The sequence below is a fragment of the Amycolatopsis kentuckyensis genome, from assembly GCF_041679295.1.
GTDB classification, from domain to species: Bacteria; Actinomycetota; Actinomycetes; order Mycobacteriales; family Pseudonocardiaceae; genus Amycolatopsis; species Amycolatopsis kentuckyensis_A.
Map to the genome: position 1 here is coordinate 362,323 of NZ_JBGDMD010000009.1, position 24,508 is coordinate 386,830.

Genomic DNA, 24,508 nt, shown 5'->3' on the forward strand with positions numbered 1-24,508 from the left:
GCGAGCGGATGCCTCAGAACTTCGTGCCCAGCCAGGTCATCGCCACCGGACCGCCGACCGACACCCCGCCGATGTGTTCCAGCAGCGGGAACCCCTGCCAGGTGACGGCGGCGCCCGCCGCCTTCCACCGGTCCCGCAACGCCGTTCCCACGCTGAACGGGATCAGCTCGTCCAACGTCGCGTGGTACAGGAACACCGGCATCGAAGGAGCCGTCGTCCCCAGGCGGTTCTGCGCCAGCCGGGCCTGCCAGCGCGGGTCGTGGATCGGGTCCGGCACCGTCACGAAGTCCGTCAAGTGCGCGAACGGTGCCGCCGCGCCCAGTTCCACCGTGCACGCCTGGGACACCCGCGCCACCGCCTCGCGGCCGCGGTCGTTCAGGATCGACGTGAACGGCACCTCCGGGTACGCCGCCGCGAAACCCGTTGCCGCGCCCAGCACCAGGCCGAACGCCGCGCCGCCGTCGTTCGCCGCGAACACCGCGTTCAGGTCCGCCGGCACGCCGCCCGCCGCCACGCCGACCACGTTCACCGACGGCGCGTACGACCCCCGCAGCTCCGCCGCCCACGCCGCCGCCTGGCCGCCCTGCGAGTAGCCGAACACGCCCACCGGGCCGGCCGGCGACAAGCCCGCGCCCGGCACCAGAGCCGCCGCGCGCGCCGCGTCCAGCACCGCGCGGCCCTCCGACTGGCCGACCGCGTACGTGTGCGTCCCCGGGGTGCCGAGCCCCTCGTAGTCCGTCACGACCACCGCCCAGCCCTGCGACAACGCCTGGGCCAGCAACGCGCTCTCGTTCTCGATGCCGCGCGCCAGCAGGGAAGAAGGCGCGCACTGGTCGCCGAGGCCGTGCGTCCCCACCGCGTACGTGATCAGCGGACGCGGGCCGCCGCGCAGCCACGGTGCCGGCGGCACCAGCAGCGTGCCCGAGACCGCGTTCGGCGCGCCCGTCGCCGATGTCGAGCGGTACCGCAGGTGCCACGCCCGGACCGGCGCGGGGAACGGGCCGACGAACACCGTCGTCGGCCGCGCGGACAACAGGACACCGGGATCCGCGTGCGCCGCGGGGGTGAGCACCGCGAAAAGCAGCGTGACGGCGACCAGTAACCGACGAAGCATCGTTGCCTCCGGCTGTTTGGTAATCGAGATTTTCACAAACTAGCCAGCCCGGTAGGATCTGGCAATCCCTCAGAAGGAGGAGACAACCGGTGGCTCGCACGTACGGCGGCGTCGCACCCGAGCAACGCCGCGCCGACCGCCGCGAGCGGCTGCTCGCGGCCGGCCTCGAGCTGTTCACCTCCGCCGGCTTCCGGCACACGAAGATCACCGAAGTGTGCGGCCGCGCGGGCGTGTCGACGCGGAACTTCTACGAGGAGTTCAGCGGCAAGGAGGACGTGCTGCGCACCCTCCACGACCGGATCAACAGCCTCGCCCTCGACCACGTCACCGCGGCGCTCGACAAGGTCGCCGACGCCGACGCGATGACCCGCATCGCGACGCTGCTGGACGTCTTCATCGACACGGTCACCGTCGACCCGCGGCTGCCGCGCCTCAACTACGTCGAAGCCGTCGGCGTCAGCGCGGAGCTCGAAGAGCAGCACCAGGTGTGGGTCGACCGCTGGGCGACGTTCATCGCGACGGAGGCGCGCCGCGCGGCCGAGCACGGCGCCGCCCCCGACCGCGACTACCGGCTGACGGCGATCGCCCTGGTCGGCGCGGCCACCGGGCTGCTGCGCGAGTGGCAGGCGCACGAGCCGCCGCTGCCGGTGGAGGACGTCGGCGCGGAACTGCGCGCGCTGATGCTGGCCGCCATCATGCGGCCGGAAAAGATCTTGGAAATCCCGGGCAACCCCGGCGCCGCCCCGAACGTGAAGCAATCGAGCCGGGAGGGGGACCTGGGGGGAAGCCGGCTCACGTGAGGACCCTTTCCCGGCAGCGGATTCCGGGAAAGGGCCCTCACGGACATCACGTGGTGCGGACTGTCGGCAGGCCGAGCGCGACCGGGCCGGAGTTCTGGCACATGTCGTGACAGGTGTTGTCGAGCGTGCAGCACAGCGAACAGATCGGGCCGTCCTGCTTCACGCAGTCGGCGACGTCGGGCAGTTCGTACGGGTCGCCGCAGACCGAGCAGGTGTACGTCGCCAGCAGGTCGACGTCGGAGTTCGGCCCGGCGACGGTGTTCTCCCGCGCCAGGTAGTACTTGCCCTTCGTCGCCACGGCCAGTGTCGGCACCAGGATGATGGCGATGACCAGGGCGAGCAGCGGGCTGAACGCGGCCAGGAACGGCCCGAACGCGCCGAAGTACGCCACGATCGACACCGCCGACGCCACCATCATCGAGCCGAACCCGACCGGGTTGATCTTGTGCAGGTAGGCCCGCTTGAACTCGATGTAGCGCGGTGACAGGCCCAGCGGCTTGGCGATCACCAGGTCGGCGCAGACGGCGCCGATCCACGCGATGGCGACGTTCGAGTAGAAGCCCAGTATCTTGTTGAGGAAGCCGAACGCGCCGAACTCCATCAGCGCCAGCGCGATCCCGCAGTTGACCAGCACGTACCAGACGCGTCCGGGATGCTTGTGCAGCACGCGGGAGAAGAAGTTCGCGAACGACAGCGACCCCGAGTACGCGTTCGTCGTGTTGATCTTGATCTGCGAGACGACGACGAACAGCGCGGCGAACGTCAGGGCCACCGGGCCGAGCGCCGGCTTCACGGCTTCGAGGTACGGCGCGATCGGCTCCAGCGCGTGCGTCTTCCCGACGACGCCGAGCGCGAGGAACGCCAGCAGCGCCCCGCCGATCTGCTTCGCGGCGCCGAGGATCACCCAGCCGGGGCCGGCGGCGAGCACCGCGGCCCACCACGACCGCTTGTTCTCCGCCGTCTTCTCGGGCATGAACCGCAGGTAGTCGGCCTGTTCGCCGATCTGCCCGATCAGCGACAGGGCGACGCCCATGCCGAGGCCGAACCCGATCGCGGAGAACCCGGAGCCGGTGCCCTCGGTCCCGCCGAAGTGCGCGAACTCGGCGAACTTGCCCGGCTCGCGGACCAGCACGACGACGAACGGCAGCACCAGCCCGGCGATCCACAGCGGCTGCGTCCAGGTCTGCATCTTCGCGACCGCGCCCATGCCGTAGAGCGCGAAGGGCAGCACGATGAGCGTCGCGAGGAGGTAGCCGATCGGCAGCGGGATGCCGAGGGCGAGCTCGAACGCCTGGCCCATGATCGAGCCTTCGAGCGAGAAGAAGATGACGGTGAAGCTCGCGTAGACGAGCGACGTCAGCGTCGACCCGAAGTAGCCGAAGCCGGCTCCGCGGGTCAGCAGATCCATGTCCACTCCGGACTTCGCGCAGGCGGCCGCGATGGGCACGCCGGTCACGAAGATGACGACGGCCGCGGCGAGGATCGCCAGGACGCCGGAGGTGAAGCCGTAGGAGAGGACGATGCTGGCGCCGATCGCGAAGTCGGCGAGGTAGGCGATGCCGCCCAGCGCCGTCGTCGCGACCACGAACGGTGACCATTTCCGGAACGAATGCGCGGCGAAGCGCAGTGAGTAGTCCTCGCGGTTTTCGTTCGCCGCGAGCGGGGCGTACCGGCGCTTCGGAGGAGCGGTTTCTTCGGCGTTGGACAGGATCTCGGTCATGCCTGCCTCCGGGGTGGTGGGGAACGGGCCGAAGGTAGGTGCGCCCTGTATCGATCCTGGTCCGGTGGGTAACGCACGGGTTACGGCTTGTTGTCCAGCGGTTACGCCCCGGTGGTGGCGGGTGTCACCGTTCAGTGGGTTCCGCCGCAGCTCGGAAGGCCCTAACGTGCCTAGAGCCGAAGTCGACTGATGCCCCGACCGGGCGTGGAGGTTTGGCGATGATGCCGGAGATCGAAGACGCCGTGGTTCGCCTGCCCGGGATGCGGGTGGCGTACGACGGTGCCGCGTTCGACGAAACCGCGCTGGCGGCCACCTGGACCGATCAGCTGCAGGGCTGGCTGAACCAGGCCGTCGCCGCCGGGATCGCCGAACCCAACGCGATGGTGCTGGCGACGGCGGACGCCGAAGGCAGGCCATCGTCCCGAACGGTGCTGTGCAAGGGCCTCGACGACCGCGGCGTGGTGTTCTACACCAACTACACGTCCTCGAAGAGCCACGACCTGACGGCGACGCGGTACGCGTCGGTGACGTTCCCGTGGTACGCGCTGCACCGCCAGGTCCACGTCCGGGGCGAGGTCGAGAAGGTCGGCGTCAAGGAGACGGCGGAGTACTGGGCCCAGCGCCCGCGCGGGTCCCAGCTGGGGGCGTGGGCGTCACCGCAGTCCCGTGTGGTCGATGGCCGGCGGGCGCTGGACAACGCGTTGAGCGGGATCGAGCGCCGGTTCGCGGACGTCGAGCAGATCCCGGCACCGCCGCACTGGGGCGGGTGGCGGATCCGGCCGGACCTGGTCGAGTTCTGGCAGGGCCGCGAGGACCGGATGCACGACCGGCTGCGCTACGTGCGGAACGACGACGGGTGGAACATCGAGCGCGTGGCGCCGTAACCGCTTTCCAAACGTGGCCCCTGCTCCGGCGGGGGCCACGTTCGTGGGCGACCAAAATCACGCGACCCCAGGTAGTTAGCCGAGCTAAGCTCATTGGTTGTGACCTCTGAGCCCGATACCGCCCGGCCTCGCGCGGGGGTGCGCGGACTCCTCAGCCGGATCATCGTCGATACCCGGCCGCTCAAGATCCCCGCTTTCCGGCGGCTCTGGCTGTCCACTGTGGTCACCGCCGTCGGCACGCAGCTGACCGCCGTCGCCGTGCCCAAGCAGGTCTTCGACCTCACCGGGTCCTCCGCCTACGTCGGCCTCACCGGGCTCGTCGCGCTCGTTCCGCTGCTCGTCTTCGGGCTCTGGGGCGGGGCCGTCGCCGATGCCGTCGATCGGCGGAAGCTGCTCGTCGTCACCAACGTCCTCGTCGCCGTCACCTCCGCCCTGCTCTGGCTGCAGGCCTTCCTGAACTTCGGCTCCGTCTGGCTCGTTCTCGCGCTGCTCGCCGTCAACCAGGCGCTCTTCGCGATCAACATGCCCACGCGCGGCGCCGTCGTCGCGCGGCTCGTGCCCGACGAACTGCTGCCGTCGGCCAACGCGCTCAGCTCGACCATGTCCACCTTCGGCGCCGTCTTCGGGCCGCTGCTCGCCGGCGCGCTCATCCCCGTCCTCGGCCTCTCGACCCTCTACCTGATCGACGTCGTCGCGCTCACCATCACGCTCCTCGCCGTCTGGCGGCTGCCGGCCATCCCGCCGCTCAACGGCCCGTCGCGCCGCGCGGGCGTCAGCGACGTCATCGACGGCTTCAAGTACCTCGCCACCAAGAAGGTGCTGCTGGCCTCCTTCGTCGCCGACATCATCGCGATGGTCTTCGGCATGCCGCGCGCGCTGATCCCGGAGATGGCCGAACGCACCTTCGGCGACCCACCCGGCGGTGGCCCCGCGCTCGGCTGGCTCTACGCCGCCCTGCCCGCCGGCGCGATGCTGATCGGCCTCTTCTCCGGCTGGCTGACGCGCATCCCGCGCCAGGGCGTCGCGGTCGTCGTGGCGATCTGCGCGTGGGGCGCCGCCGTGGCGGCCTTCGGGCTCGCGCACTCGCTGTGGCTCGCCGTCGTCTTCATGGCCGCGGCCGGCGCGGCCGACATGGTCAGCGCCGTCTACCGGATGGCGATCCTGCAGGTCGCGACCACCGACGAGATGCGCGGCCGGCTCCAGGGCGTCTTCACCGTCGTGGTCGCCGGCGGCCCGCGGATCGCCGACCTCGTGCACGGCTGGGGCGCGGCCGCGTTCGGCACCGCAGCCGCCGCGTCCGTCGGTGGCGTGCTGGTGATCGTGTCCGTGTGCGCGTCGATGTTCCTGCTCCCGGCGTTCTGGCGGTACCGGGCACCGACCGCGTAGGCCGTTCGGAGTACGGTGCCGGGCATGCGTACCCTCGCCGTCGTTTTGGTCGCTTTTGCCGCTTTGACTGCTTGCTCTTCGGGAGACAAGCCGTCGTCGACGCCGTCCTCGTCGGCGCCGAAGCCGAGTTCGAGCGCGAACCCCGCGGCGGCGGCCGCGCTCGACCCGTGCAAGCTGCTGCCGGCGGACGCCGTGTCGAAGGCGCTGTTCCTCGACAACCTCAAGGCCGTCCCGGGTCCGTCCCGCGACACTTCGGCCAACGGGGGCAAGTCCCGCAGCTGCGAGTACCAGCTCGACGGCAAGGCAGCCGGCGCGCTGGCCGTGACCCGCTACGAAGGCCGTCAGGGCAAGCCGCAGGAGATGGTGGCGTCGATCAAGAAGGGCAAGCCGGGCGCGCAGGATGTCCCGGGCTTCCCGGACGGTGCCGTCTTCTACATCGACGAGCAGAAGACGGCGACGCTCGCCTCGGCCGAGCTGGTGTCGGGCACGCCGGTGCTGGTCAACTACACCGGCCCGGCGAAGATGACCGCCGACCAGATGGCGCCGCTGCTGAAGAAGGCCCTCGAAGCGAGCTAACGCCGCAACGCCGCCAGCTCGACCGGGCTGTGCGCGGAGAACACCCGGACCTCGTCCTGGTGGTCGCGCGCCAGCTCGTGCAGCCGCGCCAGGTTCTCCAGCCGCGGCCGGCGCAGCGTCTGGACGATGTTCTGGAACGCCGTCAGGCCCGGCGGGCAGTGCGGCCGGACCGGGTCCAGCTGGCCGTGGAAGAAGTACGCGTCGCCGGCGTGCAGGAGCCAGCCGTCGCCGGTGTCGACCGCGACGCCCGTGTGGCCGCGCGTGTGGCCGGTCAGCGGGACCAGCAGGATCTCCTCCGGCAGCCCCTTGAGCGAGCGGACCGCCTCGAAGCCGAACCACGGCTCGCCGGACTCGTCGTACGTGCTCCACAGCGGGCGGTGCGCGAACTGCGCGGCGCGGTAGCGGTTCTTCTCCGCCGCGTTCGCCGGCGACGTCGCCGCGCGGTGCTCCTCCGCGCGGACGTGCACGACGGCGTTCGGGAAGTCGGCCAGCCCGCCCGCGTGGTCGACGTCGAGGTGCGTCGCGACGACGTGCCGGACGTCGGCCGGGTCCAGGCCGAGCGCCTTGATCTGCGCGACGGCCGTCTCGGCGGCCGCGGGCTTCGCGCCGACCATCGCCAGGAACGGCCGGCCGAGCCACTCGCCCGGCCGGGTGACGCCCTGGGTGCCGAACCCGGTGTCGACCAGCACCAGCCCGTCGCCGGTCTCGATCAGCAGGCAGTGGGCGACCAGCTCCGCCCGCCGCAGCAGGCCGGGCTCGCCGTCGAGCAGCTTGCCGCCCGCCGGGTGCATCGATCCGCAGTTCAGGTGGTGCACCTTCATACCTTGCTCCTGGAGCTCAGCCGGACGAACTCGGTCTCGTCGTGCGCGGCGAAGACGGAAACCTCGTCGCCGTGCTCCTGAACAAGCTGGCGCAGGCGGCGGTGATTGTCCAGCCTGGCGCGCTTGACCGTCTCCATGTGGCCCTCGAACCACTTCAGGCCCGGCGGGCAGTGCGGATCGGCGGCGACCTGGCCGTGGAAGAAGAACGAGTCGCCGGCGTTGAGCAGCCAGCCGGCCCCGGTGTCGACGGCGATCCCCGCGTGCCCGCGCGTATGCCCCGACAGCGGGACGAACAGGATCTCCGGCGGCAGGCCGTCGAGCTGCCGGACGGCGTCGAAGCCGAACCACGGTTCGCCGGTGTCCGCATAGGACGTCCACTGTGGACCGTGCGCGAACTGGATCCGGCGGTAGCGGCCGCGCTCGGCGGTGTCGCGCGGTTCGGTGAACGCCCGCAGCTCTTCGGCGTAGACGTGCACGCGAGCCCATGGGAAGTCGATGAGCCCGCCGGCGTGGTCGAGGTCGAGGTGGGTCAGCACGATGTCGCGGACGTCCGCCGGGTCGAACCCGAGCGCGCGGATCTGCGCGATCGCGGTCTGCGCCGGGTCGGCGACCGGGTTGGACTGGCGGACGAAACCCCTGCCCAGCCAGGCGTTCCGGTCGACGGCGGCCGGCGTGCCCATGCCGGTCTCGACGAGCACCAGGCCCGTGTCCGTCTCCAGCAGCAGGCAGTGGCAGACCATGGTGGCACGCCGGAACAGGCCCGGCCGCCCGTCGATCAGCCGGCCGCCGAGCGGGCGCATGGTGCCGCAGTTCAGGTGGTGGACGCGCATCAGGACAGCTCCCGGTCGAGGGTGGCGTGCAGGTGGGCGGCGACGGCGCGCAGTGGCGCCGGGTCGCGGCGGGTGCGGGCCAGCAGCAGCCCGCCTTCGATCGCGGCGAGCACGACGGTCGCGAGTTCGTCCGCGCGCTCGGCGGAAAGCTCTTGTCGTGCCAGGTACTCGCGCAGGATTTCGTGCCACGACGAGTAGCCGTCCACGCAGGCTTCGCGGATCGGCTCGCTCTCCGCGGCGGCGTCCAGCGCGACCGTCGCGAGTGGACACCCGCGCTGGAAGTCCGACTCGGTGAGGAAGGCCGCGAGTGCTTCGACGGCCCGGTCGATCGCCGTCGGCGCGTCGGGCGCGTCCTCCAGGACCGCTTCGAGCAGCGCGCCGGTGCGCTCGCCCGAGAGCCGGACGGCTTCGGCGGCGAGTTGCTCCTTGCCGCCGGGGAAGTGGAAGTAGAGCGAGCCCTTGGGCGCGCCGCCCGCCGTCGTCAGCTGGGTGAGGCCGGTGGCGTGGTAGCCCTGGGTCTGGAACAGGTCGGCGGCGGTGTCGAGCATCCGCTGCCGCGTGTCGGTGCGACGGACCATGGCGCCGACTGTAGCTCAAACTATGACGACCGGTCTAGTTATATTCTGGATCGGTAAGGTCGTCCGCATGGGCAACCCGACCGGTCAGCAGTTCGAGATCACCCGCGGCAACGCGCGCGCCGTCGTCACCGAAATCGGCGCGGGCCTGCGCGCGTTCGAAGTCGGCGGAGTGCCGTACGTCGAGGAGTTCCCCGAAGACGCGAAGCCGCCGAAGGGCGCCGGGCAGGTGCTGCTGCCCTGGCCGAACCGCACCAAGGGCGGCAAGTGGACGTTCCAGGGTGAGGAGCAGCAGCTCGAGATCACCGAGGAGGCGCGCGGCAACGCCATCCACGGCCTGACCCGCCACCTCGAGTGGGAGCTGCTGGAGCACGCCGAGTCGTCGATCACTCTGGCCGTCGACGTCGAGGTGCAGCCCGGATGGCCGGTGCCGCTGCGGGCGACCGTGACGTACGAGGTCGCGCCGCGCGAACTGACCGTCACCCACGAGATCCGCAACGAGGGCGAGCAGCCGATCGGCGTCGGCGTCGGCACGCACCCGTACTTCCGGATCGGCGACGTCCCGACCGACGAGCTGACCCTGACGCTGCCGGCGAGCCGCGTGCGGCCGTACCTCGGCGACGAGCAGCTGCCGTACGCGCCGGAGCAGGACGTCGAGGGCACGGAGTACGACTTCCGCGCCGGGCGGGTACTGGCCGGCGTCAACCTGGACACGGCGTTCGGCTCGTTGTCCGCTTCGGGCGGCGAGCACCACTTCGTGCTGTCGCACGAGGAGCAGCAGCTGGTCGTGTGGACCGGCCCGGACTTCCGCTGGGCGCAGGTGTTCACCCCGGACGACCTGGTCGGCCGCGGCCGCGCGGTGGCGATCGAGCCGATGACCTGCCCGGCCGACGCGCTCAACACGGGCACGGACCTGATCGAGCTGGAGCCGGCGTCGTCGTGGTCGGGCAGCTGGGGCATCCGCGTCCGGTGATCCGGCTGGGGGTGGCCGACGCGGGCGAAGTGCTGACGCTGCAACGCGCGGCGTACGTGACGGAGGCGCGTGCCCACGACGACTGGGATCTGCCGCCGCTGCTGGAAACCCTGGAGGAGACGCGGGCGGCGCTGACCGGGTTGTCGTGGGGGATCCGGGAGGCGGGGCGGCTGGTCGCGTCGGTGCGGTTGACGGTGACCGGTTCGGTGGCGGTGATCGGCCGGCTGGTCGTCGCGCCGGACCGGCAGGGCTTCGGGTTGGGTGGGTCGCTGCTTCTCGCGGTCGAGGCCGTGGCGCCGCCTGAAGTGACGCTGTTCCGGCTGTTCACCGGGTCGAAGAGCGTCGGGCCGCTGCACTTGTACGCGAAGCACGGGTACCGCGAGACGCACCGGACGCCGGAGAACAACCACGAATTGGTGCACTTGGAGAAGGCCCGCGGTCACTAGGCTGCTCCGGTGCCTGCCGATGCTGTGGTGGGGCCGGATCGGCAAGCTGGGCCAGTTCACCGGCGGCCTGGTGGCGATCCTCGACATCATCGGGGTGGCGCGGGTCAGCGCGTGGGGGGAGCGGCTGCGCGCCCGGCCGATAGGGGAACATCGCCGGACCTTCGCCGACGCCCTGCGGCACACCCGGCAGATCTTCGAAGCGGTGTACCTCGGCCGCAAGATCGACCGGCGGTTCCGACCGGAGGTTCGCCGGGTCCGGCGGTTCATGGCGATCAGCTCGGTGCTGGTGTGCGCGCTCTTCCTGGTCGGAGACGCCTGGTTCGAGACGCACGGCGGCGGCCAGGTCATGGACATCGCGTTCTTCGTGGGCGGGTTCCTCGTCGTGGGGATCTGGAACTTCGTCGTGCTGACCGGCGCTCTCGCCGTCGCGGTGTTCGCGAATCTGGTGTCCCGTGCCTGGCCGCTGGTCGTCTACGCCCTCTTCGTGTGGCCGGCGCTCATGCTTCTGCGCGGTCCGCAGCCCGATCGATCGCTGCGCGTCATCGGCGTACTGCTGGTCGTCGCCGGGTTCGGGTTCGATCTGCTGGCGAGCTGAGCCCCGCTGTCGCGCGCCCGGCGCAGTTCGTTAGCGTGGCGAACTATGGCGAAGGCAATTGTCGGGGGCTATGTCGTCCCCATCGACGGTGATCCCATCGACGGCGGCACGGTCCTGATCGACGGCGGCAAGATCGTCGCGATCGGCACCGAGGCCGATGTCGACATCCCGGAAGACGCCGAACTGGTCGACGCGGCCGGCACCTGGGTGCTGCCCGGCTTCATCGACGCCCACGCCCACCTCGGCGTCCACGAGGACGGCGAGGGCTGGGCCGGCAACGACACGAACGAGATGACCGACCCGAACGGCGCCCGCTTCCGCGCCATCGACGGCATCGACCCGTACGAGCCCGGCTTCGACGACGCCCTGGCCGGCGGCGTCACCAGCGTCGTCATCAAGCCCGGGTCGGGCAACCCGATCGGCGGCCAGACGATCGGCGTCAAGACCTGGGGCCGCAGCATCCTCGACATGATCTTCGCCGAGCACGTCAGCGTGAAGAGCGCGCTCGGCGAGAACCCGAAGCGCGTGTACGGCGACAAGAAGCAGACGCCGTCGACGAGGCTGGGTGTTGCGGCGATCCTGCGCGAGGCGTTCACCAAGGCTCGCAACTACCAGGCGAAGCGCGCGCACGCCGAGTCCGAGGGCAAGCCGCACGAGGTCGACCTGACCATGGAGACGCTGTCGAAGGTCCTCGACGGCGAGCTGTACTGGGACCAGCACGTCCACCGCGCGGACGACATCGTGACGGCGCTGCGGCTGGCCGACGAGTTCGGCTACAAGCTGGTGATCAACCACGGCACCGAGGGCCACCTGATCGCGGACCTGCTGGCTTCCCGCGAAGTCCCGGTGATCCTCGGCCCGCTGTTCACGACGAAGTCCAAGGTGGAGCTGCGCAACCGCACGCTGCGCTCGGCGGGCATCCTGGCCCGCGCCGGCGTGAAGATCGCGATCACGACGGACCACCCGGTGATCCCGATCAACTTCCTCGTCTACCAAGCGGCGCTGGCGGTCAAGGACGGCCTCGACCCGGCGACGGCGTTGCGCTCGCTGACCGTCAACCCGGCGTCGATGCTGGGGCTGGACGAGCAGATCGGGTCCCTGAAGCCGGGCCTGGACGCGGACGTCGTGCTGTGGTCGGGCGACCCGCTGGACGTGATGAACCGCGCGCTGCGCGTGTTCGTCCGGGGTGACGAGGTGTACCACTTCGACGAGTCGCTGGGCGAAGGCGTGTCGAAGGACCGGCGGTACCGCGAAGCCCGTTGAGTTTCGGACGGCACGCCGGTTACCGGGCGGTTCCGGCGTGCCGTCCGATCAGTGCGTCGAGGTCGATCTTGACCGGGAACGGTACTTCGGCGGTGAACGTTCCGGTCACCGCGGCGGCACCCCGGTGGCCGGTGCAGGCGACGAGCGACACCGGCTCGGTGATGTCGACGATCCAGTAGTGCGGGATGCCCGCGTCCGCGTACTCGTCGCGTTTCACCTGGTAGTCGGTGCGCTTCGAACCCGGTGACACGACCTCGGCCACGAGGAGCACTTCGTCGGCCCGCAGGAGGCCGCCCGCTCTGGCGAGCGCGGCCCGGCCGAAGACGAGCAGGTCCGGCCGGCGGGAGAACCCCGGCTCACCGGTGGGCACGAGGCACAGGTCGAGATCGGTGGCCACGGCGAACGCGAGCCCGGGTGGCAGCTGCCGCTCGAGCTGGCCGGCCAGCAGGCAGACCGCCATGTCGTGGGTCCGGCCGGAACCGGGGCAGGTCACGACGCGGCCCTCGGTCAGCTCGGTGAAACCGGCGCCGGTTTCCCCGAGCGCCGCGTACTCCTCGATGGTCAGCAGGTGGCCGGGCATGGCGCAACGGTATCCGTCGCGCGCGGAGGACAGCCCTCGCTCGATCGGGTCAGATCAGTCGAGGAGCGCGTTGAGGTCGATTTTGACCGGGAACGGGACGTCGGTGGTGAAAGTCCCGGTGACCGCGGCGGCGCTCCGGTAGCCCCGGCACGCGATCAGCGACACCGGCTCGGTGATGTCGACGATCCAGTAGTGCGGGATGCCGGCGACACCACCTCGACCACCACCGCCACCTCGTCGGCGCAAAGCATCTCGTCGTCACCGCGCGCGAGCGCGGCTCGGTCGAAGATCGCCAAGTCGGGCCGCCGCGAGAAGCCGGGCTGATCGGCGGCTGCCAGCCGCAGGTCGATGTCGATGCCGGGGACGACCCTCAACTCGGGTGGCAGCTGCGGGTCGAGCCGGCTGGCGAACTGAAACGTGGCCCGGTTGTGCGCCCAGCGCCGAGTACTCCCCGACGGTCAGCAGCCGAACCGGAACTGCGGTCATCGCGCCTCCTCATGTTGCCGGCCGTCCGTGCAACCAGGAGTAACGCTATCCGTACCGACCGTGTGACACCGTTCCCCCGACCGGCTACGCCTTCTTCAGCTCCCGGGCGATGACCATCCGCTGGATCTGGTTCGTCCCTTCGAAGATCTGCGGCACCTTCGCCTCCCGCATGTACCGCTCCACCGGGAAGTCCCGCGTGTACCCGGCCCCGCCGAGCACCTGCACGGCGTCCGTCGTCACCTTCATCGCGCCGTCCGTCGCCACGAGCTTCGCGATCGACGCCTGCCGCTGGAACGGCAGCCCGCGGTCACGGCGGCGGGCCGCGTCCAGGTACATCGCGCGGGACGACTCCACCACCGCCGCCATGTCGGCCAGGAGGAACTCCACCCCCTGGAACTCGATGATCGGCCGGCCGAACTGCGACCGCCCCTTCGCGTACGCCACCGCCTCGTCCAGCGCCGCCTGCGCCAAGCCGACCGCGCACGCCGCGATCCCGAGCCGTCCCGAACTCAACGACGACAGCGCGATCCGCAGCCCGTCACCGGGAGCGCCCAGCAGCCGCGCGGCAGGCACCCGGGCGCCGTCGAAGATCAGCTGGGCCGTCGGCGAGCCGGTCAGGCCCATCTTGCGCTCGCGCGGGGCCGCCGAGAGACCGTCGGTCGCACCGGGAACCAGCAGGCACGAGATCTCTTCCGGACCGGTCCGCACCATCGTCGTGTAGAAGTCCGCGACGCCCGCGTGCGTGATCCACGCCTTCGTGCCGTTGACGACGTAGTCCGAGCCGTCGAGACGCGCGCGCGTCGACAACGCGGCCGCGTCGGAGCCCGCCTGCGTCTCCGACAGCGCGTACGCCCCCAGCAGTGAGCCCTCCAGCATCTCCGGCAGCCACTCGGCACGCTGCTCGTCCGTGCCGTACTCCGCCAGCGCGTAGCAGGACATCGTGTGCACCGACAGTCCGACGCCGACCGTCATCCACGCCGCCGCGATCTCCTCCAGCACCTGCAGGTACACCTCGTACGGCACCTCGCCGCCGCCCCAGCGCTCCGCGTACGGCAGCCCGAGCAGGCCGGACTTGCCCAGCAGGCGGAACTGCTCGCGCGGGAACTGCTCGGCTTCCTCGGCCGCCGCCGCCCGGGGCGCGAGCTCGTCGCGCGCGATCTCCCTGGCCAGCGCGACCAGGTCCTCGGCGTCCGAAGAAGGCAGCAGGCGTTCGGCGGGCATCGGTGTCCTCCAAAGCGGTACTGAAAACAGTACTGTGGGCTCGCCTAGAGTACAGTACGACGGGCCTGGGGTGGCCGGAAGACGTAGGAGATAGTGAGCCGATGCCCCCCGAACCCCGCCGCCGGCCGACCGCGCGCCAGCGCGCCCTGCTCGGTGACCTCGAGGCGCTCTTCCTGGCGGAGGGGTTCGCCGATTTCACCCTCGACGACCTCGCCGGCCGCCTGCGCTGCTCGAAGTCGACGCTCTACGCGCTCGCGCCCAGCAAGGAACAGCTCGCCGTCAAGGTCGTCACCCACTTCTTCCGGGGCGCCGGCGAACGGATCGAGGAGCGGATCGGCGGGATCGACGACGCCCGCAAGCTCATCGGGGAGTACCTGGCCGGCGTCGCCGAGCACCTGAACCGCGCGTCGCCGGAGTTCATGCGCGACCTCGCCGAGTTCGGGCCGGCCCGCGACGCCTACCAGGTCAACAGCCGGTTCGCGGCGCAGCGGCTCCGGCAGTTCATCGACAAGGGCGTCGCCGACGGCGTCTTCCGCGACGTCCACGCCCGGCTCGTCGCCGAGATGACCACCCTGATCATCGAAGGCATCCAGACCGGGGTGCTCGGCAGGCGGATCGACGTCTCCGACGCCGAAGCGTTCACCGCCCTGGGTGAACTGCTGCTCGGCGGGCTGAACAAATAGCGGACAGGAATTGTCAGCCCGAACTCCATTAAACTCCCGGCGTGATCGTCGTAGGCGGAGAAGCTCTGGTCGACCTGGTTCCCGGTGACCCCTTGGATTCCACTGTGGACGGTGGGCTGCGCGCGCTGCTGCCGCGGCTCGGCGGTGGGCCGTACAACGTCGCGCTGGCGGCCGGGCGCCTCGGCGTGCCGGCGGCGTTCCTCTCGCGCGTGTCCACCGACCGCTTCGGCGACGCGATGGTCGAACGGCTGCACGCTTCCGACGTCGACACGTCGCTGCTGCAGCGCGGCGACGAGCCGACGACGCTCGCCGTGGTCGCGCTCGACGCGAAGGGCGCCGCGCGCTACACGTTCTACGTCGAAGGCACCGCGGACCGGCTCGTCGCGGATCCGGGACCGCTTCCGGAGAACGTGACCGCGCTCTCCCTCGGCACGCTCGGGATGGTCCTCGAGCCCGGCGCGTCGGCGTACGAGGCGATGCTGCGACGCGAGGCCGCGCGCGGCGTGCTGACCGTCCTCGACCCCAACATCCGCGAGGCGCTGATCACCGATCCGGCCGCCTACCGCGCCCGGTTCACCTCCTGGCTGCCGGACGTCCGCCTGCTGAAGATCTCCGACGACGACGCCGCGTGGCTCACCGGCGGCGCCGACCCGGTCGCCGCCGCGAAGACGTGGGTCGAGTCCGGTGTGGACGCCGTGGTGCTCACCCGGGGCGCCGACGGCGTCGCGGTGATCACCGCCGCAGGTGAGCTGGCCCACGTCCCGTCGCGCAAGGTGACCGTGGTCGACACCATCGGCGCCGGCGACACCGTCCAGGGCGCGCTGCTGGCCTGGCTGCACAGCCACGACGTCACCGACCTGGCCTCTCTCGACGCGGGCGCGTGGCGGGAAGCGCTCGAATTCGCGGCGAAAGCGGCTTCCATCACGGTTTCGCGCAGCGGTGCCGAGCCGCCCACGTCCGCCGATATGGCGGCCGCCGTGTGAACCTGGTCCCAAAGGGGCACCCAGGAGCAACGCCACCGCTGCGCGAACGCACGTTTCTCGACTAACGTTGAGGGGCATTCTTCATACCCCAGCGGGGCGGTGTGCAGCGAGGCGCCAGTGTTTCCTCGCGTTAACACGTGGCTACCTGTGGAACCCGCAGGCGCCGCCGACCCGTGCCGAACGTGAGAGGGACTTGCATGTCCGACGCGACGACTGCGGGGCAGTCCGGCGGCGAAACCGCGAAGCTGACCCTGCCGAGTGGCGAGCACGAGTTCAAGATCGTCCACCCGGTCGAGGGCGCGCCCGGGATCGAACTGGGGAAGCTGCTGGCGCAGACGGGGTACATCACCTACGACCCCGGGTTCGTCAACACCGGCGCCGCGTCGTCCGCCATCGCCTACATCGACGGTGACGCCGGGATCCTCCGCTACCGGGGCTACCCGATCGAGCAGCTGGCGGAGAAGTCGACCTTCGTCGAGGTCTCCTACCTCCTGATCTACGGCGAGCTGCCGACCGAGACGCAGCTGGCCGACTTCACCGAGAAGATCCAGCGCCACACGCTGCTGCACGAGGACCTCAAGGCGTTCTTCAGCGGCTTCCCGCGGGACGCCCACCCGATGCCGGTCCTGTCCAGCGCGGTGTCGGCGCTGTCGACCTTCTACCAGGACTCGCTCGACCCGTTCGACGAGCCGAACGTGGAGCTGTCCACGGTCCGGCTGCTGGCCAAGCTGCCGACCCTGGCCGCCTACGCGTACAAGAAGTCCGTGGGCCAGCCGCTGCTGTACCCGGACAACTCGCTCGGCCTGGTCGAGAACTTCCTGCGGATGACGTTCGGCTTCCCGGCCGAGCCGTACGAGGTCGACCCCGAGGCCGCCAAGGCGCTCGACCTGCTGTTCATCCTGCACGCCGACCACGAGCAGAACTGCTCGACCTCGACCGTGCGCCTGGTCGGCTCGTCCGAGGCGAACCTGTTCGCCTCGATTTCGGCCGGCATCAACGCCCTGTTCGGCCCGCTGCACGGCGGCGCGAACTCCGCGGTGCTCGACATGCTCGAGGGCATCCAGCGCGACGGCGGCGATGTCGCCAAGTTCGTGGAGCGGGTGAAGAACAAGGAAAAGGGCGTGAAGCTGATGGGCTTCGGGCACCGGGTCTACAAGAACTACGACCCGCGCGCGAAGATCATCAAGAACACCGCGGACGAGATCCTCGGCAAGCTGAAGGGCGGCGACCAGCTGCTCGACATCGCCAAGAAGCTCGAAGAGACGGCGCTTTCCGACGAGTACTTCATCGAGCGGAAGCTGTACCCGAACGTGGACTTCTACACCGGCCTGATCTACCGGGCGCTGGGCTTCCCGACGAAGTTCTTCACGGTGCTGTTCGCGCTGGGCCGGCTCCCGGGCTGGATCGCGCACTGGCGCGAGATGATCAACGACCCAGCCACCAAGATCGGCCGCCCGCGGCAGATCTACACCGGCTACGACTCGCGGGACTACGTCCCGATGTCGGACCGCTGATCGCCTCACCCTGGCAAGCGCCCCGCCGTGCACCCGCACGGCGGGGCGCTTATCTTTGTCCCTCGTGACTCGAGAAGCGCCGGTCGTCCTGTGGTTCCGTCGTGACCTGCGGCTGGGGGACCACGCCGCGCTGCTGGAGGCGTCCCGGCACAGCAAGCACGTCCTCGCGCTGTACGTCCTCGACGAGGCGCTGCTCAAGCCCGGCGGGGCCCCGCGGGAAGCCTTCATGTATGGCTGCCTGGAGAAGCTGAACGAGCAGCTCGGCGGCCGGCTCATGCTGGTCCGCGGCGAGCCCGCGGTGGAGGTCGTCCGCGCGGCGAAGAAGATCGGCGCGGCCGCGGTGCACGTCAGCGCCGACACCGGGCCCTACGGCCGCCGGCGGGACGCCGCCGTCGCGAAAGCGTTGGCGGAGCACAACATCGACTGGGTCGAGACGGGCTCGCCCTACGCCGTGACGCCCGGGCAGGTCACCAAACCCGACGGTGACCCCTACCGCGTCTTCACGCCGTTCTACCGCGCGTGGACCGCGCGCGGCTGGCACTCGCCCGCCGACACCGGACCGTCCCTTGTGGACTGGGTGGAGCCACCTCGCTCACTGAAGATCCCTCGGGCGCCGCGCGTTTCGGCGACGTTGCCGGAGCCGGGTGAGCAGGCCGCGCTGGACGTCTGGCACGACTTCCTCGACGGTCCCATCGAGACGTACGACGCCGATCGTGACCGGCCGGACCGCGAAGGGACGACACGGCTTTCCCCGTACCTGCGCTGGGGGAACATCCACCCGCGAACCATCCTGGCCGACCTTTCCGGTGATGAGCGGGTCGGCGCGAAGTCGTTGCGCAGCGAGATCTGCTGGCGTGAGTTCCACGCCGACGTCCTGTGGAACCGGCCGGAAACCGCGCGGAAGAACTACGACAAGCGCTTCGACGCCATGGTGCACGACGAGGACCCGGAGGCGTTCGAACGCTGGTGCGCGGGCAAAACGGGCTACCCGATCGTCGACGCGGGCATGCGGCAGTTGCTGGCCGAGGGCTGGATGCACAACCGCGTCCGGATGGTCGTCGCGAGCTTCCTGGTGAAGGACCTGCACCTGCCGTGGTGGCTCGGCGCGCGGCACTTCATGAAGCACCTCGTCGACGGCGACCTGGCGTCGAACCAGTTGAACTGGCAGTGGGTCGCGGGCTGCGGCACCGACGCGGCGCCGTACTTCCGGATCTTCAACCCGACGACGCAGGGGGAGAAGTTCGATCCGAACGGCGACTACGTCCGCAAGTACGTGCCGGAACTGCGTTCGGTGCCCGGGAAGGCGGTCCACAAGCTGAAGGACCGCCCCAAGGAGTACCCGGAGCCCATGGTCGACCACGCCCACGAGCGCCAGGTGTCCTTGGAGCGGTACGGCAAGATCACGTCGTGATCAGCCGCGCAGCGCCTCCGACAGCTTGATGCGGCTGCCGATGCGCAGCACGCTGTTGCCGTAGATCCTGCCGCCCAGCCAGGTCAGCAGCGCGACCAGCGCGACGGTCAGCCCGAGCGACAGCGCGATCTCCCAGCCCGCCGCCGCGCCCGTCGAGATCCGGGCCGGCATCAGGATCGGCGAGAGCAGCGGGACCAGCGACAGCACCTTCACGGCCGTGCCCGCCGAGTCCTGCAGCAGCAGGTTGATCCCGGCGATGAACCCGACGATGAGGATGATGTTGAGCGGCGACACCACCGACTGCGTGTCCTCCTGCCGCGACACGAGCGACCCGAGCGCGCCGTAGATCGTGGCGTACAGCAGGAAACCGAGCAGGTACCAGAGCAGCCCCCACAGCAACGTGCCGGTGGCGAAGCCGGAGAGGGAGAAGACGCCGGTCGCGGACGCGGCGGCGAGCCCGGCGGCGCCGAGGATCACCAGCTGCGTCAGCCCGACCAGGCCGAGCCCGATCACCTTGCCCAGCAACAGCTGCCACGGCCGCACGCTGGCGAGCAGGATCTCCACGACCCGGCTCGACTTCTCCTCGACGACGCCCTGGGCGACCATCATCCCGTAGGTGATGATGCTGAGGTAGAGCAGGAACGCGACGATCAGGCCGACGACGAGCCGTTGCGTGTGGTCGGCGGGTTCCGGCGAGATCGGGTCGTCCTGCACGTGGGTGCCGTTGACCTGCGCCATCACGTCGGCCGGCTCCAGCTGCGCGGACGACAGCACGCCGTCGAGGACCTGCCGCTGTGCCACCTGGTCGAGCACCTTGCGGAGCTGGTCGTCCAAAGAGGACTTGTAGGTGGCGGTCAGCTTCGCCGCGCTGCCCGAGACGAGCGCGTCGAGGTCGCCGTCTTCGACCTTCTTGCGGCCCTCGGCCGGATCGGTGACGGTGACCGTGTCGATGTGCCGTCCGGACTGGGCCGCCGCCACCTGCAGCTGCTGCGCGATCCCGGTCGCCTGCCCGGTGAGCCCGACCGTGCTCCTGTCCGCCGAGCCGGCCAGCGACGTCTGGAACCCGACGTACCCCAGCAGCAGCACGAGCAGCACCACGGTGCCGACGACGAACGAGCGCGTGCGCAGGCGCGTGTTCAGCTCGCGCTTCATCACGAGCCAGACGGCCCGCCGGCCGCTCAGCTTCCTCATCGCGGGATCCCCTCTTCCGAGACGGCGTCGCGGAACAGCTCGGTCAGCGACCGGCGACGGCGGCTGAACTCGGTGACCGGCCCGGTCGCCAGCGCGGCGGCGAGCACGGCCTGGTCGTCGGCGCTCGGGTCGAGGTCGAGAACCGCGGTGGGGCCGTGGTTTTCCAGGACGCGCACGCCGGGCAGGCCCGCGGCCCAGCCTTCGGGCGCGGCGGGCGCGGTGACGACGAGCTTGCTGCTCGCCCCGGCCGTCAGCTCGCCGACGGTGCCGACGGCGACCATCCGGCCGGCGCGGATGATCCCGACCCGGTCGCACAGCCGCTCGACGAGGTCGAGCTGGTGGCTGGAGAACACGACCGGCACGCCGGCCGCGGCCTTCTCGCGCAGCACGCCGCTCATGACGTCGACGGCGAGCGGGTCGAGCCCGGAGAACGGCTCGTCGAGCACCAGCACGGCCGGGTCGTGCACGAGCGCGGCGGCCAGCTGGACGCGCTGCTGGTTGCCGAGGCTGAGCTTCTGCACCTCGTCCTTGCGGCGGTCGGCCAGCCCGAGCCGGGAGATCCAGTTCTCGGCGTTGCGGTGGGCCTCGTTCGCGGTGAGGCCGTGCAGCTCGGCCAGGTAGACGAGCTGCTCGAGGACCTTCATCTTCGGGTAGAGGCCGCGTTCCTCGGGCATGTAGCCGATGTGGGTGCGCGTCTCGTGGGTGATCTTCTCGTCCTGGAAGCGGACCTCACCGCTGTCGGCGGCGAGCACGCCGAGCACGATCCGCATGGTGGTGGTCTTGCCGGCGCCGTTGCTGCCGACGAAGCCGAACAGCTCCCCGGCGCGGACGTCGAACGTGACGCCGTCCAGCGCGACCTTGGCGCCGTAGCGCTTGGAGATCCCGTCGATCTCCAGTGTCCCCTTCATGCCATCCCCTCTTCGAAGTCTTCGGGGTCGTCGTCCGGCAGCGCCCAGCCCAGGATGATGGTCGGGATGGTGGTGCCGGTGACCAGCAGCGCGGACAGCATCATCGCACCGCGGAAGCCGCCGTCTTCGGTGTCCGCCACCAAGATGCCGTAGATCATCGCGGCGATCATCAGGTAGCTCAGGATCTGGAAGCCGACGTAGGTGACGCGGTGGCGCCATTCGCGCTCGCGTTCGTCCAGCAGCCGCGAGAAGCCCCCGCTCATCCGGCCGGTGAGGATCCGCAGCAGCACGAAGGCACTGGCACCGACGAGCATGCTGCTCATCCAGACGGCGCCGTAGACCCAGTCGGCACCGGTGGTGAAGATCGAGGCGCCGACGACCAGGCCGAGATCCCCGGCCGCGACGACGACGGCGAGGGTCCGGCGGTGCTTCCGCGTGCGCCAGCCGGGCAGCCGCTTGGCGTGCCGGAGTTCCCGTTGGTCCATCTTGTCCAGCTGGCGTTCCCAGTAGGCGGCGAGTTTCGTGGTCATGCTCCCCCCTCGCGGTAGACCTGGGTGGACAACGGCGTGAACGGCTCGCGGCTGAACACCGCTTCGACGGGCAGGTCGAACACCGCGCAGATCCGGAAGGCCAGGTCCAGGCTCGGATAGTGGTCGCCCCGCTCGAGAGCGCCGATGGTCTGCGGGTTGACCTCGACGGCGGTGGCAAGCGCGGCACGGCTCAGGCCCCGTTCGGCCCGGAGCACGGGAAGCCGGTTGAAGATCGGCAGCTCCTTGCCGCGTCTGACCGGACTCATGAACGTACTGTTGCAAAAACCCAACGAGTCGTCAAGTTAAGTGCACATCAAGTGGCGTCCACAGGGTGGCTGTGATGTGGACAGGTGGACTGGCTCGGCGCTTGGGAGGGTTTGCTGTCGGTGGTCGCCGATAGACTGGACGTGGGCACGCCCCCCTGGGAGCGGTGGGGCGGGTCGTTGCGGGTTCGTGTGCCTGACGCCCCTCAGTGGGGGAATGGCACGCGGGACTCCTTGGGACCCGCCGTCAGGTACGTCTGCAGCCCCAGCGTGTGGAAGCCCGCGCGGGCCAGCGAGTGCAGGCCCGCTCCGGCTGGCCGACCGACTCGAGCGATGGTTGAGCGGCAGTCTCAACGCACCGGCCTGGCCATGCTTTGCATCGCCGACCTCCGGTGTGGCGTGGCCGGCGGCGGCTCCGCCGACGTCTTGAATGACTCATTCAGGTCCTCGCAGGTCCTGAATGAGTCATTCAAGGCATGGGGACTTCGCCTCGGTGACCCAGGACGCCGACTTTGCCGGACTCTTCTCGGGCGGGAGGGAGTGTCGGCGGGGCGGGAGGGAGTGTCGGCGGGGTGGGAGGGAGCGTCGGCGGGGCGGGGAGGGAGTGTCGGCGGGGCGGCAGCGAGTGTCGGCAGGGCGTGGCGGCCGGCAGCTCAAGCCAAGCCGGCGAGCGACTTGTCGACAAGCTCCGCGACCCGCGCCCGCGCAGCCTCCGCGTCCGACGGGATCAACGCCAGCCGCGTCCGTCGCTCCAACACATCAGCCACGTCGAGCGCCCCCTCGTTGCGGACCGCCCACACCACCTCGGCCGCCGTGATGTCCGTCCCGGGCGCTACCGGGGCCGCGAACTCCGCGTCCAGCTCGCCCAGCGCCGCCGCCCGTGGGGCCTCCGTCCCGTACCGGCCCACCAACCGCGGCGATGCGTCCACAAGGGACAAACTCGACCGAGGCGCCGCCCCCAGCAGCGGCAACCGCGCGGTCCGGCACGGCGAAACGCTCAAACCGGCCAGCTTCACCGCCGCATCGACCGCGTCCTCGGCCATCCGGCGGTACGTTGTCAGCTTGCCGCCGACCACGGTCAGCAACCCGTCCGATCCTGCCAGCACCGCGTGCTTCCGGGACAGGTCCGCCGAACGCCCGCCACCCTCCACCAGCGGCCGCAACCCCGCGAACGAACCCGCCACGTCGGCGCGAGTCAACGGCCGCGCCAGCACCGAGGAAGCCAACGACAGCAGGAAGTCCACATCGGACTCGGGAACCACTGGCACGTCGGGGATCGGGCCGGAAACCGGCTCGTCCGTCAGTCCCAAGTAGACGCGCCCGTCCGGCTGGGGCAACAGGAACACGAACCGGTTCGTCTCGCCCGGCACGCCGATGTTCAACGACGTCGTGCCCATCGGGACCGTCCCCGGCGCCAGCACCAGGTGCGATCCCAGCGACGGCCGCAGCCGGACCGATCCCGTCAGCGTTCCCGCCCACACGCCCGCCGCGTTGATCACCTGGCGGGCGTGGATGTCCACAGTGGAACCCGAAACGCCGTCGACCGCCGACACCCGGTCCGCCGACAGCGACGTCGCCGACAACCGCGTCAAGATCCGGGCTCCGAACGACGCCGCCGTTCGTGCCAGGGACACGACCAACCGGGCGTCGTCGACCAACGCGCCGTCGTACGCCAGCAGTGCGCCGCGCAAACCCCGCGGGGAAAGCCCGGGCGCCAACGCCAACGCCTCGGCGGCCGGGATCGAGCGCGGCCGCGGCAGCACCGACGACGGCGTCCGCGCTGCCCGGCGGAGGCCGTCGCCGGCTCGCAAGCCCGCCGCCACCAGTGCCTGCTGTGCCCGGGATGTGCTGGGGTACAACGGGAACAGCTGCGGCATCGCGCGTGTCAGGTGCGGGGCCGTGCGCGTCATCAGGATGCCGCGCTCGACGGCGCTCTCGTGGGCCAGGCCCAGCTCGCCGTGCGCCAGGTAGCGCAGGCCGCCGTGGACGAGCTTCGACGACCAGCGGGACGTCCCGAACGCCAGGTCGTGCGCCTCGACCAGCGCCACCGACAGCCCGCGCGACGCCGCGTCCAGGGCGATGCCCGTTCCCGTCACGCCGCCGCCGACCACGACGACGTCGACCCGCTCGCCCGCCGCCAGCTCCGCGAGCTCCCGTTCGCGGCGCCGCGCGTTGAGCGAGCCGGACGTCACGGCTTCAGCGCCGCGTCGAGCACGTGCGTGAACTCCGCCAGCAGCGCCGCCTCGCCGACGTCCGCCGTGGCCGGCCGCAGCGAGAACGCGAACGACTGGACCACCAGCAGCACCGACCGGGACTGCACCGCGACCGGCGCCCGCCGGATCGAGCCGTCGTGGTGGCCGGCCTCCAGGAGCCCGTGCAGCGCCTGCTCGGCGAACTTCTGCGTCGCGCCCAGCCGCTCCACGATGTACGGGAGGACCAGCTCGGGGTCGACGTCGAGCAGCGTGCGGAACAGCGGGTCGGCCGACAGCGCGCGGACGCCGGCCGACGCGATGAGCACGAGCCGCTCGCGGCTGTGCGCGGCCTCGGCGCCGCGCTCGCTCGCCGTGCGCAGCAACCCGCTGAACTCGCGGGTCATCAGCGCCGCGAGCACGCTGCGGACGTCGGGGAACCGGCGGTAGACCGTCATCCGGCTGACGCGCGCGGTCCGGGCGATTTCGGCGAGTGTGGTGCGGCGCACACCGACGGCCAGCACGCACGAGCGCGCGGCGTCGAGCAGCACGTCATCGGCCACCCG

General features: G+C 70.7%; 26 protein-coding genes and 1 pseudogene. 12 read left to right on the forward strand and 15 right to left on the reverse strand.

Annotated elements, in window-relative coordinates; all coding sequences use genetic code 11:
* Window positions 1-13: 13 nt before the first annotated feature.
* Entirely contained in the window at window positions 14-1,114 is a 1,101-nt protein-coding gene (locus ACERZO_RS35970; RefSeq protein ID WP_372670335.1) for a lipase family protein, read from the reverse strand.
* A gap of 89 nt (window positions 1,115-1,203) precedes the next feature.
* Between ACERZO_RS35970 and ACERZO_RS35975 the strand changes: the two genes are divergently transcribed.
* The gene (locus tag ACERZO_RS35975) at window positions 1,204-1,914 is read left to right on the forward strand and encodes a TetR/AcrR family transcriptional regulator (protein ID WP_372670336.1); all 711 of its coding nucleotides are present in this window, start codon (window positions 1,204-1,206) and stop codon (window positions 1,912-1,914) included.
* Window positions 1,915-1,960: 46 nt separating this feature from the next.
* Here the strand turns inward: ACERZO_RS35975 and ACERZO_RS35980 are convergent, their stop codons facing one another.
* Window positions 1,961-3,634: a purine-cytosine permease family protein gene (locus ACERZO_RS35980; RefSeq protein WP_372670337.1), complete on the reverse strand. Its 1,674-nt coding sequence runs from the start codon at window positions 3,632-3,634 to the stop codon at window positions 1,961-1,963.
* 218 nt (window positions 3,635-3,852) lie between these two features.
* Here ACERZO_RS35980 and pdxH point away from each other — a divergent pair, with 218 nt between their 5' ends.
* The 3 genes from pdxH to ACERZO_RS35995 all read left to right on the forward strand — a co-directional run bounded on the left by pdxH (window position 3,853) and on the right by ACERZO_RS35995 (window position 6,480).
* Window positions 3,853-4,518 (forward strand): pyridoxamine 5'-phosphate oxidase, encoded by a 666-nt coding sequence (gene pdxH, locus ACERZO_RS35985; RefSeq protein WP_372670338.1) that lies wholly within the window; start codon window positions 3,853-3,855, stop codon window positions 4,516-4,518.
* A 138-nt stretch (window positions 4,519-4,656) separates the two neighbouring features.
* Complete coding sequence (locus ACERZO_RS35990) at window positions 4,657-5,904, forward strand: MFS transporter (protein WP_372670419.1); 1,248 nt, start codon at window positions 4,657-4,659, stop codon at window positions 5,902-5,904.
* A 24-nt stretch (window positions 5,905-5,928) separates the two neighbouring features.
* Window positions 5,929-6,480: a DUF3558 family protein gene (locus ACERZO_RS35995; protein WP_372670339.1), complete on the forward strand. Its 552-nt coding sequence runs from the start codon at window positions 5,929-5,931 to the stop codon at window positions 6,478-6,480.
* Here ACERZO_RS35995 and ACERZO_RS36000 read toward each other — a convergent pair.
* From ACERZO_RS36000 to ACERZO_RS36010, 3 genes are read right to left on the reverse strand one after another with little or no spacing between them, the layout of a single operon-like run.
* Window positions 6,477-7,301, reverse strand: a complete 825-nt coding sequence (locus ACERZO_RS36000) for an MBL fold metallo-hydrolase (RefSeq protein ID WP_372670340.1) — start codon at window positions 7,299-7,301, stop codon at window positions 6,477-6,479. The two genes, ACERZO_RS35995 and ACERZO_RS36000, sit on opposite strands and share 4 nt — an antisense overlap.
* Window positions 7,298-8,131, reverse strand: a complete 834-nt coding sequence (locus ACERZO_RS36005) for an MBL fold metallo-hydrolase (RefSeq protein WP_372670341.1) — start codon at window positions 8,129-8,131, stop codon at window positions 7,298-7,300. The genes ACERZO_RS36000 and ACERZO_RS36005 overlap by 4 nt, the downstream gene beginning before the upstream one ends.
* Window positions 8,131-8,709: a TetR/AcrR family transcriptional regulator gene (locus ACERZO_RS36010; RefSeq protein ID WP_372670342.1), complete on the reverse strand. Its 579-nt coding sequence runs from the start codon at window positions 8,707-8,709 to the stop codon at window positions 8,131-8,133. The genes ACERZO_RS36005 and ACERZO_RS36010 overlap by 1 nt, the downstream gene beginning before the upstream one ends.
* A 67-nt stretch (window positions 8,710-8,776) precedes the next feature.
* Between ACERZO_RS36010 and ACERZO_RS36015 the strand changes: the two genes are divergently transcribed.
* From ACERZO_RS36015 to ACERZO_RS36030, 4 genes are read left to right on the forward strand one after another with little or no spacing between them, the layout of a single operon-like run.
* Window positions 8,777-9,679: an aldose 1-epimerase family protein gene (locus ACERZO_RS36015; RefSeq protein WP_372670343.1), complete on the forward strand. Its 903-nt coding sequence runs from the start codon at window positions 8,777-8,779 to the stop codon at window positions 9,677-9,679.
* Complete coding sequence (locus ACERZO_RS36020) at window positions 9,646-10,125, forward strand: GNAT family N-acetyltransferase (protein ID WP_372670344.1); 480 nt, start codon at window positions 9,646-9,648, stop codon at window positions 10,123-10,125. The genes ACERZO_RS36015 and ACERZO_RS36020 overlap by 34 nt, the downstream gene beginning before the upstream one ends.
* Before the next feature lie 19 nt (window positions 10,126-10,144).
* On the forward strand, window positions 10,145-10,720 hold the full coding sequence (locus ACERZO_RS36025; RefSeq protein WP_372670345.1) for a hypothetical protein: 576 nt from the start codon (window positions 10,145-10,147) through the stop codon (window positions 10,718-10,720).
* 45 nt (window positions 10,721-10,765) lie between these two features.
* Complete coding sequence (locus ACERZO_RS36030) at window positions 10,766-11,983, forward strand: amidohydrolase (RefSeq protein ID WP_372670346.1); 1,218 nt, start codon at window positions 10,766-10,768, stop codon at window positions 11,981-11,983.
* A 19-nt stretch (window positions 11,984-12,002) separates the two neighbouring features.
* On the opposite strand, the gene ACERZO_RS36035 is transcribed toward ACERZO_RS36030, so the two are convergent.
* The 3 genes from ACERZO_RS36035 to ACERZO_RS36045 all read right to left on the reverse strand — a co-directional run bounded on the left by ACERZO_RS36035 (window position 12,003) and on the right by ACERZO_RS36045 (window position 14,270).
* Window positions 12,003-12,563 (reverse strand): Uma2 family endonuclease, encoded by a 561-nt coding sequence (locus ACERZO_RS36035; RefSeq protein WP_372670347.1) that lies wholly within the window; start codon window positions 12,561-12,563, stop codon window positions 12,003-12,005.
* A gap of 54 nt (window positions 12,564-12,617) precedes the next feature.
* Window positions 12,618-12,809 carry a hypothetical protein gene (locus ACERZO_RS36040; protein ID WP_372670348.1) on the reverse strand — a complete coding sequence of 64 codons (192 nt, stop codon included), beginning with the start codon at window positions 12,807-12,809 and terminating at the stop codon, window positions 12,618-12,620.
* Between the two features lie 324 nt (window positions 12,810-13,133).
* Window positions 13,134-14,270 carry an acyl-CoA dehydrogenase family protein gene (locus tag ACERZO_RS36045; protein ID WP_372670349.1) on the reverse strand — a complete coding sequence of 379 codons (1,137 nt, stop codon included), beginning with the start codon at window positions 14,268-14,270 and terminating at the stop codon, window positions 13,134-13,136.
* A 101-nt stretch (window positions 14,271-14,371) separates the two neighbouring features.
* Between ACERZO_RS36045 and ACERZO_RS36050 the strand changes: the two genes are divergently transcribed.
* From ACERZO_RS36050 to ACERZO_RS36065, 4 genes are all read left to right on the forward strand, one after another.
* Window positions 14,372-14,953 carry a TetR/AcrR family transcriptional regulator gene (locus tag ACERZO_RS36050; protein ID WP_372670350.1) on the forward strand — a complete coding sequence of 194 codons (582 nt, stop codon included), beginning with the start codon at window positions 14,372-14,374 and terminating at the stop codon, window positions 14,951-14,953.
* A gap of 41 nt (window positions 14,954-14,994) precedes the next feature.
* Window positions 14,995-15,936 carry a carbohydrate kinase family protein gene (locus ACERZO_RS36055; RefSeq protein WP_372670352.1) on the forward strand — a complete coding sequence of 314 codons (942 nt, stop codon included), beginning with the start codon at window positions 14,995-14,997 and terminating at the stop codon, window positions 15,934-15,936.
* 197 nt (window positions 15,937-16,133) lie between these two features.
* Window positions 16,134-17,450 carry a citrate synthase gene (locus ACERZO_RS36060; protein WP_372670353.1) on the forward strand — a complete coding sequence of 439 codons (1,317 nt, stop codon included), beginning with the start codon at window positions 16,134-16,136 and terminating at the stop codon, window positions 17,448-17,450.
* 64 nt (window positions 17,451-17,514) lie between these two features.
* Window positions 17,515-18,861: a cryptochrome/photolyase family protein gene (locus tag ACERZO_RS36065; RefSeq protein ID WP_372670354.1), complete on the forward strand. Its 1,347-nt coding sequence runs from the start codon at window positions 17,515-17,517 to the stop codon at window positions 18,859-18,861.
* On the opposite strand, the gene ACERZO_RS36070 is transcribed toward ACERZO_RS36065, so the two are convergent.
* The 7 genes and pseudogenes from ACERZO_RS36070 to ACERZO_RS36100 form a co-directional block, all read right to left on the reverse strand.
* Entirely contained in the window at window positions 18,862-20,052 is a 1,191-nt protein-coding gene (locus ACERZO_RS36070) for an ABC transporter permease (RefSeq protein ID WP_372670356.1), read from the reverse strand.
* On the reverse strand, window positions 20,049-20,960 hold the full coding sequence (locus tag ACERZO_RS36075) for an ABC transporter ATP-binding protein (protein WP_372670357.1): 912 nt from the start codon (window positions 20,958-20,960) through the stop codon (window positions 20,049-20,051). The genes ACERZO_RS36070 and ACERZO_RS36075 overlap by 4 nt, the downstream gene beginning before the upstream one ends.
* Window positions 20,957-21,490: a hypothetical protein gene (locus tag ACERZO_RS36080; protein ID WP_372670358.1), complete on the reverse strand. Its 534-nt coding sequence runs from the start codon at window positions 21,488-21,490 to the stop codon at window positions 20,957-20,959. Before ACERZO_RS36080 ends, ACERZO_RS36075 begins: the two co-directional genes overlap by 4 nt.
* On the reverse strand, window positions 21,487-21,756 hold the full coding sequence (locus ACERZO_RS36085) for a helix-turn-helix transcriptional regulator (protein WP_372670359.1): 270 nt from the start codon (window positions 21,754-21,756) through the stop codon (window positions 21,487-21,489). Before ACERZO_RS36085 ends, ACERZO_RS36080 begins: the two co-directional genes overlap by 4 nt.
* Window positions 21,757-21,977: 221 nt before the next feature.
* Window positions 21,978-22,087, reverse strand: a pseudogene (locus ACERZO_RS36090) (redox-regulated ATPase YchF); the annotation flags it as partial.
* A 319-nt stretch (window positions 22,088-22,406) separates the two neighbouring features.
* Window positions 22,407-23,945, reverse strand: coding sequence for a glycerol-3-phosphate dehydrogenase/oxidase (locus ACERZO_RS36095; RefSeq protein ID WP_372670360.1), 1,539 nt, complete (start codon window positions 23,943-23,945; stop codon window positions 22,407-22,409).
* Window positions 23,942-24,505, reverse strand: coding sequence for a TetR/AcrR family transcriptional regulator (locus tag ACERZO_RS36100; RefSeq protein ID WP_372670420.1), 564 nt, complete (start codon window positions 24,503-24,505; stop codon window positions 23,942-23,944). The genes ACERZO_RS36095 and ACERZO_RS36100 overlap by 4 nt, the downstream gene beginning before the upstream one ends.
* Window positions 24,506-24,508 lie beyond the last annotated feature (3 nt).